Annotated in this window: 13 protein-coding genes; all 13 read left to right on the top strand. The window is 37.2% G+C overall.

The genetic code is table 11. The annotated features are described in order from the left end of the window. Positions 1-124 precede the first annotated feature (124 nt). Positions 125-1,468 (top strand): ABC transporter substrate-binding protein, encoded by a 1,344-nt coding sequence (locus AC59HZ_RS00935; RefSeq protein ID WP_496544047.1) that lies wholly within the window; start codon positions 125-127, stop codon positions 1,466-1,468. Positions 1,469-1,635: 167 nt separating this feature from the next. After that, complete coding sequence (locus AC59HZ_RS00940; RefSeq protein ID WP_496544048.1) at positions 1,636-3,360, top strand: sensor histidine kinase; 1,725 nt, start codon at positions 1,636-1,638, stop codon at positions 3,358-3,360. Further along, positions 3,357-4,943: a response regulator transcription factor gene (locus AC59HZ_RS00945; protein ID WP_496544049.1), complete on the top strand. Its 1,587-nt coding sequence runs from the start codon at positions 3,357-3,359 to the stop codon at positions 4,941-4,943. The genes AC59HZ_RS00940 and AC59HZ_RS00945 overlap by 4 nt, the downstream gene beginning before the upstream one ends. 144 nt (positions 4,944-5,087) lie before the next feature. Continuing rightward, positions 5,088-8,738, top strand: coding sequence for a polysaccharide lyase family 8 super-sandwich domain-containing protein (locus AC59HZ_RS00950; protein ID WP_496544050.1), 3,651 nt, complete (start codon positions 5,088-5,090; stop codon positions 8,736-8,738). Positions 8,739-8,933: 195 nt separating this feature from the next. After that, entirely contained in the window at positions 8,934-10,055 is a 1,122-nt protein-coding gene (locus AC59HZ_RS00955) for a glycoside hydrolase family 88 protein (RefSeq protein WP_496544051.1), read from the top strand. Then, positions 10,048-12,069, top strand: a complete 2,022-nt coding sequence (locus AC59HZ_RS00960) for an alginate lyase family protein (RefSeq protein WP_496544052.1) — start codon at positions 10,048-10,050, stop codon at positions 12,067-12,069. The genes AC59HZ_RS00955 and AC59HZ_RS00960 overlap by 8 nt, the downstream gene beginning before the upstream one ends. A 45-nt stretch (positions 12,070-12,114) precedes the next feature. After that, positions 12,115-12,777: a YesL family protein gene (locus AC59HZ_RS00965; protein ID WP_496544053.1), complete on the top strand. Its 663-nt coding sequence runs from the start codon at positions 12,115-12,117 to the stop codon at positions 12,775-12,777. Further along, complete coding sequence (locus tag AC59HZ_RS00970; protein ID WP_496544054.1) at positions 12,758-15,340, top strand: beta-galactosidase; 2,583 nt, start codon at positions 12,758-12,760, stop codon at positions 15,338-15,340. The genes AC59HZ_RS00965 and AC59HZ_RS00970 overlap by 20 nt, the downstream gene beginning before the upstream one ends. An 86-nt stretch (positions 15,341-15,426) precedes the next feature. Then, a complete protein-coding gene (locus AC59HZ_RS00975; RefSeq protein WP_496544055.1) occupies positions 15,427-16,080 on the top strand; it encodes a bifunctional 4-hydroxy-2-oxoglutarate aldolase/2-dehydro-3-deoxy-phosphogluconate aldolase in 654 nt (217 codons plus the stop codon). After that, on the top strand, positions 16,077-17,090 hold the full coding sequence (locus AC59HZ_RS00980; protein WP_496544056.1) for a PfkB family carbohydrate kinase: 1,014 nt from the start codon (positions 16,077-16,079) through the stop codon (positions 17,088-17,090). Before AC59HZ_RS00975 ends, AC59HZ_RS00980 begins: the two co-directional genes overlap by 4 nt. Positions 17,091-17,132: 42 nt before the next feature. Continuing rightward, positions 17,133-17,963 (top strand): 5-dehydro-4-deoxy-D-glucuronate isomerase, encoded by an 831-nt coding sequence (kduI, locus tag AC59HZ_RS00985; protein WP_496544057.1) that lies wholly within the window; start codon positions 17,133-17,135, stop codon positions 17,961-17,963. Positions 17,964-17,976: 13 nt separating this feature from the next. Then, positions 17,977-18,759, top strand: a complete 783-nt coding sequence (gene kduD / locus AC59HZ_RS00990) for a 2-dehydro-3-deoxy-D-gluconate 5-dehydrogenase KduD (protein ID WP_496544058.1) — start codon at positions 17,977-17,979, stop codon at positions 18,757-18,759. A gap of 135 nt (positions 18,760-18,894) precedes the next feature. Next, the gene (gene uvrC, locus AC59HZ_RS00995; RefSeq protein ID WP_496544059.1) at positions 18,895-20,667 is read left to right on the top strand and encodes an excinuclease ABC subunit UvrC; all 1,773 of its coding nucleotides are present in this window, start codon (positions 18,895-18,897) and stop codon (positions 20,665-20,667) included. Positions 20,668-20,700 lie beyond the last annotated feature (33 nt).

Raw genomic sequence — 20,700 nt, forward strand, 5'->3', positions numbered from 1 at the left:
TTATATAGACTTGTTAAACTAGTAAAAAATGTGCACAAATAGTATCAAATTGTGCACAACTAGTAAAATGATTAAGAAGTATAATTTGAAATGTAAGCGGTTAATAAAAAAGAGGGGGATTCATATGAGTTTAAAGAAAAAAGCAGCTTTAGCAGTTAGTACAGTTTTTCTCGCAACGTCAATATTGTCTGCATGTTCGAGCAGCACTGAATCTAACGTTGATTCGAAGTCTAAGGGTCAAGAGGAAAAAGTAACAATTAAGTATTATAACTGGGACAACGAGGTGATGCAGGCTTCTACTGACAAATATATAGCGCAGTTTGAAAAGGAAAATCCGAATATAAAAGTTGAACATGTATCACTTGTTCCAGGAAACTCTCTTGAAACTTTAAAGAAGCTTGACGTATTAATGGCATCCGGTGAACCAATTGATTTATTTATGACCCCACACATTGATGCAATTTATCAACGAGCTGCACAAGACGTAGTTGAGCCGCTTGATGACTTATATAAAGAAAATAAATTAAATCCTGAGGAAGAATATTTTGTTAATCCTAAGTACAAAGGAAAATATTATGGGATTTTAACAAATGTCTCAACAAATTTTGTTCTTCTAAATAAAGATGCATTAGATAAGGCAGGTCTTGAAGTCCCGAAGGCTGGTTGGACATGGGATGAATTTGCTGAATATGCTAAAAAATTAACTAAGGGTGAAGGTACTGAAAAACAATATGGTGCATACTTCCATAACTGGGGATTATATGCGAATCCAATTGCCCAGGTACAATTTAAGCATCCATTTATGACTGAGGATGGGAAAACGAATTTTACTGATCCTTCCTATGGGTATTTCTTTAACCTCAGACGTCAGATGGAGAAACAAGATAAATCGATTAAGCCATATGCTGATGTTATTGGAGCAAAACTCAATTACCGGACAGAGTTCTTTAATGGCGATGCTGCCATGTTATTATCAGGCTCTTGGATGATTCCTGATACAGGTAACATCCAACAGTTCCCACACGAGTTTAAAACGGCTTTTGCACCAGTACCAGTATACAAAAAAGGTGACAAGCAAGATGTTTATATGGGTGGTAACTATTTAGCTATCGGTAAAAATTCAAAACATAAAGAAGCAGCCTTTAAATTTGCTCGTTTTATTTCAACAAACTTAACTGATGCAAGAACTGAGCTGTCTGGTTGGAAAAAGGGAGACGCAAAGCCACTTGTTGAAAAATGGATTTCCGGTAAAGAAAAATATTACGATGTAGATTCTCTAATGTACACATTATATGGCAGTGAAACTAAGGCATTGCCAGCTTCAAAAGTATCAATCACATATGCTGCACAATTGGATAAAATTTTAGGTGATGGATTTAGTCAGTTCATTCTTGAAGGCAAATCGGCTAAAGATGTTCAAAAGTGGATGGCTGAAGAAGCAAATAAAGTAATAGATGAAAATAAATAATAAGAATTTTACCAAAAGGCACACCAATGGGAGTGCCTTTTGTTTTCAATTTACCGGTAAATAATTTAATAGGTTAATAGCCGGTCCTGCCAAATCAAAAAATATTTTGTAGTATAATTAAAAATGAAAGCGATTAAATCTTAGTTTATAAAAAGGCGGCAAGATATATGAGAAAATTAAGTTATTATCAAAAAATACAGGCCTCATTTATTATATTAATCTTGCTTCCACTAATGGTAATTTCCATGTTGTCATACAAAAGCACGAAAGATATGGTTAAAGAAAAAATCGCACTCTCAAATCGTTCAGTATTAAATTTGCTTTCGAAAGACATTTCAAAAACAGTAGATGATTTAAATTATGTTACTCATTTTTACGTAGAAAACGATGATACTATTCAAACTCTTAACGATGTTAAAGATACCACTCAAATAAAAAGTTATCGAGATTATGAAAACTATCAAAGGGTGATCGCATCTTTTGATTTTATTTCAATTAAAATGTTAAGCACCGAGATTCATATGTTTTTAGTCAATAACCAAGGTTTTATCATCCCTTACTCAGATAGTATATCAGGTAAAACAACGTCTATTAATGTTTTAAATCGTCATTGGAAATTGTTGCAGCCTCAAATTGATCGTAATCAAACGAATCATTTACAATCGTTGGGAATAGTTAGTGATCCGAAAGATGGAAACTCCTATTACTATTTTAGTCGTGTTATTAAGCACCCTAAAACGGGAGAACCTTTGGCTGTATTAAATATTGGCATTTCCAAAAAATACTTTGAAACATTATTTGAATCTGCCAAGACAGGCAAACTTGCTCTATATGATGAGAATGGGAGGATAATAGCCGGGGATTCTACAGTTGCATTTGAGGGTGAAAAAAAAATAAACGGAGAAATACGCGATGAAGTTATCATCCCCATTTCAAAATGGAAACTTATTCATAAAACAACGAAAGAGGAAATCACTGGACAGATCTCAAAAACATTTTTAGTCAGTGCCATTATAGTTATCGTTTTCTTTTTCATCTTTTTGTTTATTTCTCTTTTAATAGCTAAAAGACTACATCGTCCGATACAAAGGCTTTCCTTTGTTGCAACTAAGTTTGGTAAAGGAGAGCGCGACGTACGCTTCTTACCTGTAGGCCGAGATGAGATAAATGAATTGGGTAGAACCATTAATAACATGTTAGATGAAATAAATAATTTAATTGAAAAAATTGAAAGGGAACAAGAGGAAAAACGAGAAATTGAACTGCGTGCATTATTTGCACAAATTAGACCTCATTTTTTGCTCAACACATTGAATTCAATAAAATGTAGTTTATTTATTAATAATGATTTAGCACATGCTGAAAAAATAAATTCTCTTATGAGTTTACTAAGATCTTATATGAAAATAAATGAACTTTCCACAATTGATAGTGAATGTAAACTATTAATTCATTATATTGAAATCATGAAAATGAGGACAGATGTAAATGTAGAACTTAAGCTTGAAATTGAGGAAAGGGTAAATAATATTGCATTACCAAAATTATTACTTCAACCCTTTATAGAAAATGCCATTGTTCATGGATTTTCTGAAAAAACAACTGGAGAAATAACCATCCGTGCTAATAAAATGGATCAATGGGTCTTTATAATGATAAGTGATAATGGAAAAGGGATGAGTGAAAATCAACTGTTGGAGTTAAACCGAATGTTAAAGATTGACTTTGAAGAAACATCCTATAATCGAGTTGGTTTAATGAATATTGCTAAGAGATTAAAGCTTTATTATGGTTCCAATACAGATATTGAACTTCAACAAAATGAAAATGGAGGCATAACGATAGTTATTCAAATTCCGTTTGATACAATAAGGAAGGTGAAAAATAGTTGATTAACATAATGCTGGTTGATGATGATGTACCAATGATTAAATATCTGCGCCAATTAATCAATTGGGAAGAGCATGGATTAAATGTTGTAGGCACATCCTATTCAAGTATAAAAGCCTTAGAGCTGTTTAAACAATATAAACCTGATTTGGTTATTTCAGATATTGGATTACCACAAATGAATGGCCTTGAACTAGCTTCGGAATTCAAACAAATCAAACCAGATGTAAGAATGATTTTTTTAACCTGTCATGAGGATTTCCATTATGCACAAAAAGCCATTCAGCTAAATGCCGAAAGTTATTTGATTAAGGATGAATTAACGAAAGAGCAGCTCGAAGAAAGTTTAAAAAATTCGATTAAAAAAATTACAGAAACTTCTGTTAGCTTAGAAGGTTTATCCTATAAGGAAATACTCAACCGGAATATTGAAATACTGAAACATTCGTTATTCGACCGTCTAATTAAAAGAGATAAGCCAGATATGATAATCCAGTTTGCAAAAAAACTTGATATTGGCTGGCAGTATCCTTCATTTATTTTAGGAACGGGTCACTTGTCCTTATCTACATTTATGGAAAAATATTCCTATCAAGATCTATCCATAATTAAATACGGATTTTATAATATTGCTTGTGATATTGCTAAAAAATATCATGGAATTACATTTTTTAATGAGGAAGAATCTATTGTTTTTGTTTACAACTATCGTCAAAATATAAAATTTGATCATCATCAGTACATTCAATCTTTATTAATGGAAATACAAGAGAAGATTTTTAAATTTTTAGGTCTGGAGATTTCTTTTATCTTTGCCCGTCAATCCTGTGATATAAAGAATGTTGGCTTTGTTTTCCAACACATGATTTACAATCGATATCGTTTTTTTTATAATACTGTACCGATTTTGAATTGGGATATGCAATCCAACCAAAGCGCTTTTTGTCCAATCAGCCGGCTTCTTGACAAAGAGATGAATGAACTAGTTATCGCTGTAAAAGAAAAAGATAGTAACAGAGTAAAAGAGATTCTATCATTTATCACTCTAACCGCAGTTGAAATGAAACTTGACCCTGAAGAATTGAAAAAGGTTATTGCACGTAGAATCCGTTTAATTGAATTACAGTATATTGAAACGGGAAATGAAGAGTTTTATTCGTTTCTTGAGGAATGCACTAGACTAAGTGATGCAGTAAAACTTGTAGAAAACAAGCTTAACCAGCTTATTCAATGGAATGGAAAAATGGACGGAGCAAGCATTAGAGAGCCCAAGTTACAAGAGATTGATCAGTACATCGTTCAGAATCTTTCTGAAAATGTAACATCTACAGATGTAGCCACTCATTTATTTATGAATCCAAGTTACTTCTCCCGTTATTTTAAGCGGTTGACGGGGGAAAATTTTACCGATTATGTTCATCGTTTTAAAATCGGTGTCGCTGCAAAAATCCTAGAGCAAACGGGAGAATCAGTTGAAGAGGTTGCAATAAAATGCGGCTATTCAGATCGAACCTATTTTTCGAAAGTATTTAAAAAATATACGAAAATGACACCGAGAGAGTACCGATCCAAGGTGGGTTATTAGTTGGGATGATTATTTAAATTTCGAATGGAAAAGGATAATAGATTAAAAAGTAAAAATATTCCCTAAAATTCAAAGAATATTACACCTTCCCCTTTGTTATTTAATAGTAAACTATTCTTAATTTTGAACTGAGGGGGAAAAAAGGTGCAAAAAGCAATGAGTATTTGTTTTACAATTTTCTTTATTCTAAGTTCAGTTCTTCCTGTAAATAAAGTTGCAGCTGAAGAAAGACAAATAATAAATTTAATACAAAATGGCAGGTTTGAGATAACAACTAGTAATAGTAACTGGACAAATAAGATGGGCCCTGAAAATTGGAGTGTTTGGATTCCGAGTGGTAATCCAGTTTTATCGATTGATTCTGACGTATATCATGAGGGGGGAAAGTCTATCTCTATCAATGCTTCTGAGACAAGCAGAGCGGATGTTCTACAAGATGTTGCTGTCAAATCTGGCCAAAACTATCAATTATCATTTTGGGTCAAAACAGAAAATATTGAAGCCTCTTGGGGAGGACTGTTTGTCCGAACACAGTACATGGATAGTAATGGTAAAAAAGTTAGTGATGGACCATCCACTGAAAAAACAATAGGATCACATGACTGGAGCTTAAAAGAATTAAATTTAGCTATCCCAGAAAGTGCAAGTAAATTACGAATCGAGCTATTTTTTGAAACAGCAAAAGGTAAAGCCTGGTTTGATGATGTAACATTAAAGGAATCTGTGAAAACGGTTACTGATTTTAAGTTGCAGGAAAATGCCATAACGTTAGGAATAGGGGAAACGATGACCTTGACTCCGATATTTACACCTGCCGATGTGACGGACAAAACCGTTTTTTTGACATCTTCAAACCCTGATATTGCAGTGATTAACGAAACTGGACTTGTTACAGGAGTAACCCCAGGAGTTACAACTATTAAGGCAACATCAAAAGATGGTGGATTTACAGCAGAGTGTCTAGTAAGCGTAGATTCGGCTGAGGCTGTTGAATCCTATGAAGAACTCCGAGTCAATTGGTTCAATAAACTAACGGGCAACGAACTATATAATCCTAACAATCAGGATGAGGCCACCTATATTGGTAGTTTAGTAGAAAAAATTACAAACGATGATAGAACAGGTTTATGGGATTCGATGAATAAGTCAGAGAATCGCACGTCTTTGTGGAATGATATCGCAAGTACAACTGATTCAGCTAAAATTACTACTTCCTACCAACGATTAAAAGATATGGCTCTTGCGTATTCTATCGAAGGTTCAACATTGTATGGTAATCAAACGTTAAAGGCAGACATTGTTAGTGGATTAGATTGGTTGTATACCTATCGTTACAATGAAAATAAAAATGAGTATGGAAATTGGTGGGATTGGGAAATTGGAACTCCTCAAGCGTTGAACGATATAGTTGTGTTAATGTTTGACGAAATATCTTCCACTCAAATTAATAAGTATATAAGAGCAATTGATAGGTTTGTTCCGGATCCTACGAAACGAGTTTCTCTTAGTGATCCAAACTTCCGTGAAACAGGTGCTAACCTTTTGGATAAGGCTCTTGTTGTTTCACTCCGTGGCGTAATTGAAAAAAATAGTGCGAAAGTATTGCAGGGGCGTGATTCAATTAGTAAAGAATATCTTTACGTTAATAGTGGGGATGGTGTCTTCAAGGACGGATCTCTTATTCAACACTTTAATATTGCCTATACAGGGGGATATGGAGCAACCTGGCTCGGCCGTACAGCTGATATGTTGTATTTGTTAAAAGATTCTCCATGGGAGGTCAAAGACACGACCGTTAATAATGTGTTTAACTGGGTAACCGATTCATTTGAACCAGTTATTTATAAAGGTGCGATGATGGACATGGTGACGGGCAGAGGTATTTCTCGGCAGAGCACGAATGAGCATGTAACTGGCAGGGCAACCATTTTAAGTTTACTTCGTTTGGCTGACGCAGCTCCTCCAGACAGGGCAATAGCTATCAAGCGAATGATCAAAGAATGGATTCAATCAGATACCACATTTACAAATTATGCGAATGGTTTATCAATTTATCAAATCAATCTTGTGAATTCTTTAATGAGTGACCCTACGATTGAGCCTATGGGAGAGTTAGTAAAGAATCAAGTCTTTGCAAGCATGGATCGGGTCGTTCATCTTCGGCCTGGATTTGGTTTTGGAATCAGTATGTTTTCTGATAGAATTTCAGGTTTTGAGTATGGTAATGGAGAAAATAAAAAAGGATGGTACACAGGAGCTGGGGCTACTTATTTATATAACAATGACCTAAAGCAATTTAGCAATGATTTTTGGCCAACCGTAGACAGTTATCGTTTACCGGGTACAACAACCGATCAATCAAAAGGAACGTTGAAGGATTGGGCAAGTTACTATAACCCAAGAACATGGGTTGGGGGTTCTAATCTTAATGGAATTTATGGTACTGCTGGAATGGATTTCTCCCTTGAAAAACTGACTGGTAGTTCACTGCATGGGAAAAAATCCTGGTTTATGTTCGATGATGAGATTGTTGCCTTAGGTGCTGATATTTCGAGCTCAGATGAGTCAAAAGTAGAAACGATTATTGAAAATCGACAATTGAATGATAATGGTGACAATAAGCTGATTATTAACGGGGAAGAAAAGCTAAATCAACTTGGTGATTCCGAAACATTAAACAATGTTAAATGGGCTCACTTAGAGGGAAATGTTCAAAGCTCAGATATAGGCTATTATTTTCCTGAATCAACTAGTCTGAATGGATTACGTGAAGCGAGAACAGGGACTTGGAACGAGATTAATAATGGTGGATCCTCTCAGTCTATTACAAGAAACTATTTAAGTTTAGCGTTTGATCATGGGAAAATGCCTATAAATGCTTCTTATTCGTATGTTCTTCTCCCGAATAAAGATGTCACCCAGACAGAAAGATATAGTAGTAATCCCAATATAAGTGTCCTTGCAAATACATCAGCGGTTCAGGCAGTAAGAGAAAAGACACTTGGGATCACAGCGGCAAACTTTTTTAAAGCAGAAACCGTAGACTTTATTACCGTGCAAAGCCCTGCATCTGTTATGGTTCAAGAGGATAGTAAAGGATTGACTCTATCAGTATCTGATCCAACACAAAAACAGGATAAAGTGATCCTGGAATTAAACAAAACAGGCCTAGATATTGATAAAAAGGATGAAACCATTACAGTTCTACAAACATCTCCAACACTAAAGATTGAAGTTAATGTTGCCGGTTCGATAGGGAAAACACATTCTATCAAATTCATAGATAAGACATCCCCTACCGTTATAGCACCAGAATTATTAGAATTATATCGTACGGATTCTATCAATCCGGAATTTGAGATTTCTGATTCCTTTAGCGGTGTCTTAAGTAAAGAATTCAAGTTAGATGGAGTGGTGATAAGTAATCCAATAAAAATACAGCCTTTTTCACTATCTATAGGAGATCATACTATTGAGGTTACCGCAACCGATATGGCTGGAAACTTTACAAACAAAACCTATAATCTTAAGGTTAAAATGGACATTGATCATTTAGATGAGGCTATTAACTATGGAAGGGAAATGGAATGGATTACTGATGAAGGAATAGCTGCTAGTCTGCTCTCAATGATTTACAAAATCCAGAATGGAAAGATTGAAGACAAACAAACACGGAATGGTTTAAATGCATTAGAAAATCTAGTTCAAGCACAATCCGGAAAAAAGATTAATACACCCTTTGCAAAATTGTTGCTTGAAGATTTAACTAATTTACTATTAGAACATCACAATTAATAATAACTGTAGGAGGGAGATCCGAAATTTTTATTTTGGTCTCTCTCCTTCTTTTTTTGCAAAAAACTACTTAAATATTTTTATAGGTAAAAAAAGTGCACATTTTTCTGTAAATATCACATATTCCACAGCTTTGTTTCCCATTACACTTAATACAAAAAGTTAGATTTAACTAATTGTTAGGAGAATGTATTCATGTGGAAATTTGCGATTGAAGACGCAGTGGAAAAAACTAGGGATAATATAGGTCGTTTCGGTAAGTTATTCCCACATGTCAGCATGAATGGTAAATATGAATTGAACGATAATGACGACTGGACCGATGGTTTTTGGTCAGGCTTGTTATGGCTGTGTTATGAATATTCTAATGATCCTATTTTTAAAAAAAAGGCTAAACAAACGGTTGATAGTTTTCAAAACCGCCTAAATAAAAATATAGTTCTCGATCATCACGACATTGGATTTTTGTATTCGCTTTCTTCTAAAGCCCAGTGGGTCATCGAAAAAAACGAGGCTGCAAGAGAACTAACACTGCAGGCTGCGGATAAGTTGCTTGGACGCTGGCGTGAGAAAGGTCAGTATCTACAAGCGTGGGGCCAAAAAGATCATGAACAAGAAGGCGGAAGAATTATTATTGATTGTCTGCTTAATCTTCCGATTTTATATTGGGCAACTGAACAAACGGGTGATCCCAAGTATCGGAATATTGCGATTGCTCAGGCTGATAAAAGCAGGCGCTATCTTGTTCGCGGGGATGATAGCTCTTATCATACATTTTTCTTTAACCAAGAAACAGGTGAACCTATTGGCGGGGCAACCCATCAAGGATATACAAATGGGTCGACATGGACTCGAGGTCAAGCGTGGGGAATCTATGGATTTGCCCTTTCCTATCACTATACAAAAAAATCGGCATATTTAGAAACTGCAAAAAGAATGGCGAAATATTTTATTAAACATTTACCAGATGACTATGTCTCCTATTGGGACTTTAATGCACCAGTAGATGTAAATACGCCACGTGACAGCTCAGCAACTGCAATTGCGGCTTGTGGAATACTTGAAATAATCAGCCAGTTAAATGAAGACGACTGGGAACGAACATATTTTGAAGATATAGTCCAAAAAATGATGCAATCACTTGTAGAAAATTATTCAACAAACAATGAAAACAATGAGGAAGGGCTCCTAAAGCATGGGTCCTATCATGTACTTGGTAATCTGGCAATCGATGATTATATGATTTGGGGAGATTACTATTATCTTGAGGCTTTAATGCGTTTAGAGAAAAATCATAAAGGATACTGGTATGAATAATCATAGATTCAAGCCTACTTTATATTTTCCCGATCATGAAAAGGAACTTATTGTAAAGTTGGCAAAAAGGCATTATCGCGAAGACGTCGAACGGGTGTGGGCTGTAGCTGAACAAGTAGTCAATCAAGTATTTGTATTCCAAGAAGCATGGGATATGGAACGGACAAATATACCTGTTTCATTCCAAGGGAAAATCGATTGGTCATATATTCCATTAGAAGACCCAGAGTGGACGTATATGCTAAACAGACATCGTTTTTTTATCCCACTTGGCCAGGCATACATGTTAACAGGGGATGAACGGTATGCTGAAAGCTTTTGCGAACAGCTTTCGGACTGGATTGATTCCAATCCTAAACAATCAAATACGGCATTGCTGACATGGCGAACAATAGATGCCGGTATACGAAGCAGCAACTGGATCAAAGCCTATGATTATTTTAAAAATAGTCCCCATTTTACAACGGAGATTTTTGAAAAAATGCTGTGTTCTTTATATGAACATGCCCAATTATTAGCCAGTGATTTTTCGAATTGGAAAGCGATTAGTAACTGGGGGGTTATTGAGAACAAAGCTTTATTTGAATTATCCATTTTTTTACACAAAATTAACCAGGCCAGCGTTTGGCAAACTTTGAGTTTAGAGCGATTATTGAAAACTGCCCGCCTTCAAATAATGAACGATGGAATGCATTGGGAACAGTCACCGATGTATCATAACGAAGTTCTTTTATGTTATTTAAGAACGGTTCAACTAAGTCAAAACTATGGGATTGAAATCGATCCATTAATAATAGAAGCAACAAGAAAAATGGCCTATGCCGATGTATTTATGGCGAAACCTAATCATCATCAGCCAATGAAGGGGGATAGTGACAGCTTCGACCTGAGGGATATCATTACTCAGGCGGCTATCCTTTTAAGGGATCCCATCTTAAAGTTTAGAGGTTACTCAACAATCGATTTTGAGAACTTATGGGAAGTTGGTTTAGAGGGTTTTGACATTTACCATAAGCTTCCTGCAGAGAAACCAAAGGAGCTGTCCGTTGGGTTTGAGGATTCAGGGAACTATTTTATGCGTTCAGGATGGGAAAATGAAGCTCTTTATCTATATTTTCATTGTGGCCAGTTAGGTGGCGGCCATGGACACGCGGATCTTTTTCATATCGATGTTCATGCCTATGGAAAAGAATTTTTAACAGACCTCGGCAGATATAATTATAGCGATAGTTATCCGTTAAGAAGGGAATTAAAAAGCGCAAAGGCTCATAATACCTCCCTCGTGGATGGAGTAGAATTTACGGAATGTATAGATACATGGGGCTTTGGCAGGATTGCTGCCCCGCTAATGACGAAGTGGACCAGCCATGAACAGTTTGATTATGTTGAAGGCAGTCATGACGGTTACCTGCATTTAGACGACCCGGTTTATACCCGCAGAAGAATTATCTTTGTAAAGCCGTATTACTGGCTGCTTGTGGATGAGTTTGACTGTAAAGGTGAACATATCTTTTCGCAGAGCTTTCATTTTTCACCTGGTGAAATTGAGTTAAATGAATCCACTAAAAGCTGCTTTACAAAAAATGAGAATGAAGCAAATCTCTATCTCATTCCTATTAACTCAACTATTTTTACTGCTGTCATCAAGGAGGGGAATATCTCCTATGAATACAATCGGTTTGAAAAAAACATAAGTGTTCACTATAAAGCCAAATCAACTGGCCCAACAGCTTTGATGCAGGTAATATATCCACAGAAACCAGCCGAAAAAGATATCCCAACTGTGGAAGCAGTTGCAGTTTATGATTTATTCGGCGAGATAGTTGATCAAAAAGATGCACAAGCAATTAAAATTTATTTGCCTCTTCTGAAAGAGGAACATATAATCATCGTTTGTCATAAAAAGCCTTCCCTGCACCGAATGTCTTATTGTATTGATGGGACTCAGATTTTTGGAGAGATTGTTATCATCAAAAGAAAAGGTACAGAAGAAGAAGTGATTGTTATTAAATAGTACTAGCATGAGAGACTGATTTAACGGAAAAGGATAGGAATGGTGATGATGGAAACAAAGGGAATGCTTTCGGGGATTTATCGAATTTCAGAGAAAGTCATGCTGATTGCTTATACAAACATTTTATGGATCATGTTTTCACTTCTCGGCTTAGTTTTAGTGGGTCTCATGCCGGCAACGGTGGCCATGTTTGCGGTCATGCGTAAACTTGTGATCGAGGAGGAACAGGTACCAATCTTTCGTTTGTTTTGGAAGAAGTATAAGGAAGAATTTAGGAAAGCTAATCTATACGGTTACTTGTTATTATTTGTTGGCGCAGTTTTTGGACTGGATGTCATGTTATTTCAATCTTTAGATGGTTTGCCATATATGCTATTGTCAATCCTATCTGCCGGACTATTGCTTGTTTTTTTGGTCGTTGTCCTTTATTTCCTTCCCTTGTATGTCCATTATGATTTAACATTTTTTTTATATATTAAAACAGCATTCTTATTGGCCGTTACACATCCCATTCAAACGGTCATAATGATCGCTTCCGGTATCGGAATACTTTTCATCTTATTGCTGCTTCCTGGCTCTTTATTTTTCTTTAGTGGAAGCATGTATTGTTTTATTGTAATGAAAACAGTTTTCAAAGTATTTGGTCATGTAGAGGGACAAAAAGAACTATTAGAAGGGGAGAGCCGGTATGGCGAGTATTCAATTTGATAAAAATAGCTGGATTATTGATGGAAATCGAGTTTTCATCAAGTCGGCAGCCGTTCATTATTTCCGCCTGCCACGAGCTGAGTGGGATGAACTGCTAGATAAAATAGAAAATGCAGGCTGTAATTGTATTGAAACCTATATCCCTTGGAATTGGCATGAAGAGGCTGAAGGAGTATGGGACTTTGCAAACGATAAAGATTTAGAAGCTTTCTTAAAGAATTGTGCAGAAAGAAACTTATATGTAATTCTCCGGCCAGGACCATATATTTGTGCGGAATGGGATTTCGGTGGTTTTCCTTGGTGGCTAAGTACCAAGGAAAACATGAAATACCGCTGTTATCATGAACCATTTTTACACTATGTGGATCGGTATTTTGACGAATTAGTGCCTCGGGTTCTACCTTATTTAATAACGAATTCGGGTACAGTCATCATGGTGCAGGTTGAAAATGAATTTCAAGCACTTGGAAAACCGGATAAAAAGTATATGGAATATTTACGAGACGGACTCATTACAAGAGGAATTAATGTTCCATTAGTAACTTGTTATGGCGGTGTTGAAGGAGCAGTTGAGTTCCGGAACTTTTGGTCTCATGCAGAGGAACATGCAAAAATACTAGATGAAAGGTTCGAAGGACAGCCAAAAGGAGTTCTTGAATTTTGGGTTGGATGGTTTGAACAATGGGGCGGACCAAAAGCTAATCAAAAAACAGCCGGGATGTTAGAAAAAGCGTTATATGAATTGTTGCGGGAAGGTTTCACAGCCATTAATTATTATATGTTTTTTGGCGGAACGAATTTTGACCATTGGGGCGGACGTACGATTGGGGAACATACATTTATGATTACCTCGTATGATTATGATGCACCTCTAACGGAGTACTTGCAAGAGACGCCAAAGTATCATGCAATAAAACGAGTTCACAGCTTTATTGATTGGGTTGAACCGATATTAACTAATCCAGTGGCAATCGAAAAGTGTTACGTACTGCCTGAAGGCTTGCAAGGCAAAACATTGCAGAGTAAAGCTGGAAGTATTACGTTTCTTACCAATTCGAAATCGGAGCGTGTTATTCACAAACTTTATAACCCAGTGGGCCAATATCAACTCATTATTACAATTGAGGCAGATGGAATTTTACCTGTCGTAAAGAATATGAAAGCAGGAAAATTAGCGGGTAAAACAGTGAAGATTTTAGCACTAACTGCGTATTCCACTGGTTTTTCAAAAAATATCGGTACTGTCTACCATGAAACTGGGCAGCAATCCTCACTAGTTTTACAAGTAAAAGATGTTGATGAAATAACCATTTCCTGCCCATACCCGCAGCGTTATGAAAAACTTACCAATGGAGAATTGCAATTTACTCTCTTCCACGGATCAAAGCCTCAGGTTATTTCAATTAAGGATCGTAAAGATGAGTGTTTTGAAATTATCGTGAATGATCGAATGACGGTGGAGAAAAATAGCGAAATAATTGAGGCTAAAGCACAGGTTACATTTTCCTTAGCTGATTGGTATCGAGCGCCCGAAAAAATGGATGATTCAATCGGCAGGGAATCGGTTAAACCGCTGGATTTTAGTTCATTTGGACAATGGAGCGGGTATTTATCGTATACAGCACAATTTGAATCGAAGGAAACTTGCCATAAAACATTAATCCTACCGAGAATTGAAGATCCGGCACGAGTGTTCCTTAATAATCAATACATCGGTCTAGTGAATGATTTAGGGGCAGCTTCTATCGAGCTTCCTGTTGAAAAAGGCAATAATAGCATCCACTTCTTGGTTCAAAATATGGGCCGCTACAATTTCACACAAGCTTTAGGGGAAGCGAAGGGAATAAGTGAGTCTCCTAGTCTTGATGGACTTGTTGTTGACTTATTAGATGGCTGGAAAGTGGAAGGTATCGGTAAAACACATTCCTTAAGAAAGATTCCGGAAATTGAGGGAAGAATTTCGTTTTTGAAAGAAATTGTCAATGATCAAGGCTTCGATAAAGCCGTCCTTATTGGAGAAGGACTTCAAAGATTGCGCTTGAATGAAGGGGTGCCGGTCATGCTCATGACGAACGAAACCGCTTGGAATCGTTTTGATGCACCATATGGAGTGGCAGATGTAAGTCATCTCTTAAATGATGGCTTTAATGAATTTGAATTTGATGGGCAGGGGCTCAAAGGAATTTCGAAAATTAAGCTTTATTTATATAAGGAAGCAAATCAGATAAATCATTGGAAAATGCATAGTGCTGCTCTTTTAACCGAACCGAACGAATGGCAAAGGATTGATCATCTATTAATTAAGGACAAGGTCGAACCATGTTGGTATAAAACCACCTTTACAACATCATTACTATCTACTGATGATGTAAAAGTGAAGATACGTTTAGATGGGTTATCGAAAGGAACTTTCTGGGTGAATGGTTTTTGTTTAGGACGATACTGGCAAATCGGACCTCAAGAAGAATATAAAATCCCTGCAAGTATTTTAAAGCAGGAAAACGAACTAATTATTTTTGATGAGGAAGGCTGTTTACCGCAAGTAAAAATAGAAACTCTTTAATTGATTTTTTTCCTTTTATTTAAATGATTTAAAGGATTATAGATTTTAAGATGTTGTTGAAGTATCTAAAAGTAAGGGGGGTTTTTATGAAAAAACTAGAAGTGTTAAATAGGATTATTGGGTGTGGAGTGGTAGCCGTTGTCAGGGCAGATTCCACTGATGAGGCCTTACATATCTCTGAAGCATGTGTGAAGGGTGGAGTTACTGGGATTGAGATCACCTTTACCATCCAAAATGCAGAAGAGGTTATCAAGGCATTGGCTTTAAACTATGCTGACCACCAAGAGGCAGTCATTGGAGCAGGGACGGTTCTAGATGCAGCTACTGCAAGGATTGCCATTTTAGCTGGTGCGCAATTTATCGTAAGTCCATGCTTTGATGAAGATACAGCGAGACTTTGCAATTTGTATCAGGTTCCATATATTCCTGGTTGTATGACCATAACTGAAATGAAAAATGCGTTACAACTTGGGGTCGATATTATTAAATTATTCCCTGGTAATGCCTTTGGACCTGAGTTTATCAAGGCGGTAAAAGCTCCGCTCCCACAGGTAAATATTATTCCTACCGGTGGTGTCAGTCTTGATAACGTTGATCAATGGATCAAGAATGGCTGCGTCGCTGTTGGAGTAGGAGGAAACCTTGTCGCACCTGCAAAAACAGGGGATTATGGGAAAATTACCAATTATGCCAGCGAATATGTTAAAAAAGTCCAGGAAGCAAGAGAGGCTCTAAAATGAAAAAGGTAGTTACAATGGGAGAAATCATGCTGCGCTTTTCTACACAAACTGGAACACGGTTAAACCAAGCCGACCTTTTTACCGTTCATTACGGCGGTGCAGAGGCCAATGTTGCTGTTTCACTAGCTCATTTTGGCTATGAGACTTATTTTATTAGCAAAGTTCCGAATAATCCATTGGGAGAGGCTGTGAAGAAGCATTTACGATCCCATGGTGTTCATACTGATTTTTTACAAAAAGGTGGAGAGCGTTTAGGAACGTATTATTTGGAGACAGGTGTTGGTGAAAGAGGTCCGCAAGTAATTTACGACCGTAAATACTCCAGTTTTTCACAGTTAACAATGGAAGATATTCAAATAGAAGAAATGTTAAAAGGGGCGGCACTGTTTCATGTGTCTGGAATAACCCTTGCACTATCACATAATTTAAGAGAACTCACTTATTTTGCGATAAAAAAGGCTAAGGAAATGGGTGTGAAAATCAGCTTTGATTTTAATTATCGTGCCAAACTCTGGGGTCAACAAGAGGCTTCGGAGGCAATCAAACCATTGCTGCCGTATGTCGATTTTTGTTTCTGCGGGGAATTGGACGCGATTCACATCCTTGGATTTGATAAGGTTAACGATTCCATTCCAGCGGATGAAAGATTGAAATACTATTATCAAAGAATACGAGAAAAATACCCGAATATCGAATATTTCTGTTCAACATTCCGGACATCCATCTCGGCTTCAAGCAATAACCTGCAAGGGAATTTGTTTGCAGCCGGTGAGCTTTACCAATCCAAAATTCACCATATTGAGCCAATTGTTGATCGCGTCGGAGGTGGTGATGCATTTGCTGCTGGAGTTTTGTATTGCTTCTTCGAAGACCTCACGCCACAGGAAATTATTTCTTTTGCAACAGCAGCATCAGCCTTAAAGCACACTGTTCATGGAGATTGCAATTGCTTTACGAAAGAAGAAGTATACCAGTTTCTTGGAAGTGAACAAGGTAAAATCGCTAGATAATCATTTTATTATTATAATTTCAACAAAAAGGAGATAAGAATTATGGAAACTCGTTATGCTATTCACCCCGAAGATATGAAGAAATATACAACGGATGATCTGAGAAGGGAATTTCTAGTTGAAACACTTTTTGAAATTGGCCAAGTACACTTGACCTATACCCATAATGATCGAATGATTTTTGGCGGTGTCACCCCTGCTGATAAAGAATTAACAATAAAGTTAGATAAAGAATTAGGGGTTGAATATTTCCTAGAACGTCGTGAATTAGGAATCATTAACATCGGTGGAGAAGGTTCTGTAATTCTTGATGGGACCGAATATGATATGCAGATGCGTGACGGTTTATATGTAGGAAAAGGAACAAAGGAAGTGCTTTTTCGTTCCAAGAATGCTAGTAATCCAGCAAAATTTTATATTAATTCAACACCGGCACACCACACCTTTCCAACGGTAAAAATTGATATTAACAAAATTGATCCTTTACAAATGGGTGATCCTTCTACATTAAATGAGCGGAAAATCTATCAATATGTTCACCCGAACGTTTGTCAGAGTTGTCAACTGCAAATGGGGTTAACAATGCTTGCAGCGGGGAGTGTCTGGAACACAATGCCTTGTCATACCCACGAACGCCGGATGGAAGTATATTTGTACTTTGATATGGAGCCAGAAACACGTGTATTCCATTTTATGGGGAGACCAGAGGAAACAAGACATTTAGTGATGAAAAATGAACAAGCAGCAATTTCACCAAGCTGGTCAATCCACACAGGAACAGCCACAAGCAATTATACTTTCATTTGGGGGATGTGTGGTGAAAACATCACCTATTCAGACATGGATCACATCAAAATGGATGAATTAAGGTAGGGGGGCTAATAGGATGACAACAGATATCAGTTCTTTTTCACTTGATTTTTTTAGCTTGGCTGGAAAAGTGGCCATTGTTACAGGTGGCAATAAAGGATTGGGGCAAGGGTATGCAGTGGCCCTTGCCAAAGCAGGTGCAGACATATTTGTTGTATCTCGCAGTGATGATTGGGAACAAACCAGGGAATTAATTGAAGAAACAGGCCAGAGAGCAGAGTTTTTCATGGCTGATTTAAGTAACAGAGATGCTGTTAAACAAGTCACAAATCGATGTTTAGAAATGTTTGGTAAGATTGATATTTTAGTAAACAATGCTGGTACAATTCGGCGTGCCCCATTACTGGAGTATAAGGAAGAAGACTGGGATGATGTAATGGAAATCAATTTAAATTCCCTTTACTTTTTGAGCCAGGAAGTAGCAAAGCTGATGATCGAACAAAAAAGCGGAAAAATCATTAATATCGCTTCCATGCTATCTTTTCAAGGAGGAAAATTTGTGCCTCCCTATACTGCCAGTAAACATGCTGTTGCTGGTCTTACCAAAGCGTTTGCGAACGAATTGGCAGAATACAATATTCAAATCAACGCTATTGCACCTGGATATGTTAAAACCGCCAATACAGAACCTATTCGTGCAGATAAAAAACGGAATATGGAAATTTTATCACGGATTCCAGCCGGCCGCTGGGCGAATCCCACAGACCTTATGGGGGTTGTTGTGTTCCTGGCAAGTAAAGCCTCCGATTATATGAATGGTCATATTTTAGCGGTTGACGGCGGTTGGCTGGCAAGATAATCCTATGAATTTCATTATTAAAAAACCGGGCTTTCTCCGGTTTTTCTTTTTTTTCCAGATACATATGCTTTTCATTATGGATTGTTTGTTTTAAAATTTATAGATAGACAAAAAAGACGGATGGGAGTGGCCGGAATGAATGAAACCATTAAGCAAAAACTGACACTGCTGCCTGATCAGCCTGGCTGCTACTTAATGAAAGACCGTCAGGGAACGATCATTTATGTGGGGAAAGCCAAAATATTAAAGAACCGGGTTCGGTCTTATTTTACCGGTTCACATGACGGAAAAACGCTAAGGCTTGTTCAGGAGATCGAAGACTTCGAATACATTGTCACCTCCTCTAATATAGAAGCACTCATTTTGGAATTAAACCTAATTAAGAAATACGATCCAAAATATAATGTCATGCTTAAGGATGACAAAACCTATCCATTTATCAAGCTGACAGCCGAAAGACATCCGAAGCTGATTATCACCAGAAAAGTAAAAAAGGATAAAGGCAAATATTTCGGTCCCTATCCGAATGTTATGGCTGCTAATGAAACGAAGAAGCTGCTAGACCGGATTTATCCGCTTCGCAAATGTTCGACTCTTCCTGACCGGGTCTGCTTGTATTATCATCTTGGACAGTGCCTGGCACCATGTGTCAATGAAGTGACGGAACAACAGTATAAAGAAATGATTGATGAAATTACCCGCTTTTTAAATGGAGGTTATAAGGAAATTAAAAAAGATTTAACTGAAAAAATGACCTCAGCGGCAGAAGAACTGGATTTTGAAAGAGCGAAGGATTTCCGTGATAAAATCATCCATATTGAAACGATAATGGAAAAGCAAAAAATCACGATGACCGACTTTACTGACCGCGATGTATTCGGCTATGCAGTTGATAAAGGCTGGATGTGCGTTCAGGTCTTTTTTGTGCGCCAAGGGAAGTTAATCGAACGAGATGTATCGATGTTTCCAATCTATAATGAACCAGAGGAAGAAATCCTCACATTTTTAGGACAATTTTACCAGAAGACAAACCATTTTAAACCGAAGGAAATTCTTATTCAGGATGAAGTCGACTTAAATATGGCGGAACAGCTTCTTGAGGTAAAAGTGTTACAGCCGCAGCGGGGGCAAAAAAAGGATCTCATCAAAATGGCGATTAAAAATGCGAAAATTGCCTTAAATGAAAAGTTCTCGCTGATTGAAAAGGATGAGGAACGAACCATTAAGGCAGTGGAAAACCTGGGGGAACTTCTCGGAATTTATACGCCGCACCGCATCGAGGCCTTTGATAACTCTAATATCCAAGGAACCGATCCCGTTTCGGCCATGGTTGTGTTTACGGACGGTAAAGCAAACAAAAGGGAATACCGCAAATATAAGATTAAGTCAGTAAAAGGTCCCGATGATTATGAATCAATGCGGGAAGTCACTCGAAGAAGGTATTCAAGAGCCTTAAAGGAAGAACTGCCACTTCCTGATTTAATTATTATTGATGGCGGCAAGGGGCACGTGGAGGCCGTCAGGGATGTTTTGGAGAACGAGTTAGGGCTCGATATTCCCCTTTCAGGTTTGGTGAAGGATGAAAAGCACCGCACCTCCCAGCTTTTATACGGCAATCCATTAGAAATTGTCCCGTTGCAACGGAACAGCCAAGAATTTTATCTGCTTCAAAGAATCCAAGATGAGGTTCACCGCTTTGCAATTACCTTCCATCGCCAAATTCGCGGCAAGAGTGCTTTCCAATCATTGCTTGATGATATTCCTGGAATTGGCGAGAAGCGGAAGAAATTATTGCTTAAGCAGTTTGGATCTGTGAAAAAAATGAAGGAAGCTGGACTCGAAGAGTTTAGGGCGATTGGAATCCCTAAAGATGTGGCGGAAGAATTAATGAAAAAACTTCAATCATAAGGATTGTCAGAGTAATATTATCATGCTATAATG

It is taken from the genome of Neobacillus sp. DZ-9, assembly GCF_059587065.1.

Bases quoted from the DNA above. Each gene is read 5' to 3' on its own strand.
- AC59HZ_RS00955 (WP_496544051.1), top strand. From the start codon at position 8,934: ATGTGGAAATTTGCGATTGAAGACGCAGTGGAAAAAACTAGGGATAAT.
- AC59HZ_RS00980 (WP_496544056.1), top strand. From the start codon at position 16,077: ATGAAAAAGGTAGTTACAATGGGAGAAATCATGCTGCGCTTTTCTACA.
- uvrC (WP_496544059.1), top strand. From the start codon at position 18,895: ATGAATGAAACCATTAAGCAAAAACTGACACTGCTGCCTGATCAGCCT.
- kduI (WP_496544057.1), top strand. From the start codon at position 17,133: ATGGAAACTCGTTATGCTATTCACCCCGAAGATATGAAGAAATATACA.
- kduD (WP_496544058.1), top strand. From the start codon at position 17,977: ATGACAACAGATATCAGTTCTTTTTCACTTGATTTTTTTAGCTTGGCT.
- AC59HZ_RS00940 (WP_496544048.1), top strand. From the start codon at position 1,636: ATGAGAAAATTAAGTTATTATCAAAAAATACAGGCCTCATTTATTATA.
- AC59HZ_RS00935 (WP_496544047.1), top strand. From the start codon at position 125: ATGAGTTTAAAGAAAAAAGCAGCTTTAGCAGTTAGTACAGTTTTTCTC.
- AC59HZ_RS00975 (WP_496544055.1), top strand. From the start codon at position 15,427: ATGAAAAAACTAGAAGTGTTAAATAGGATTATTGGGTGTGGAGTGGTA.
- AC59HZ_RS00970 (WP_496544054.1), top strand. From the start codon at position 12,758: ATGGCGAGTATTCAATTTGATAAAAATAGCTGGATTATTGATGGAAAT.
- AC59HZ_RS00965 (WP_496544053.1), top strand. From the start codon at position 12,115: ATGATGGAAACAAAGGGAATGCTTTCGGGGATTTATCGAATTTCAGAG.
- AC59HZ_RS00960 (WP_496544052.1), top strand. From the start codon at position 10,048: ATGAATAATCATAGATTCAAGCCTACTTTATATTTTCCCGATCATGAA.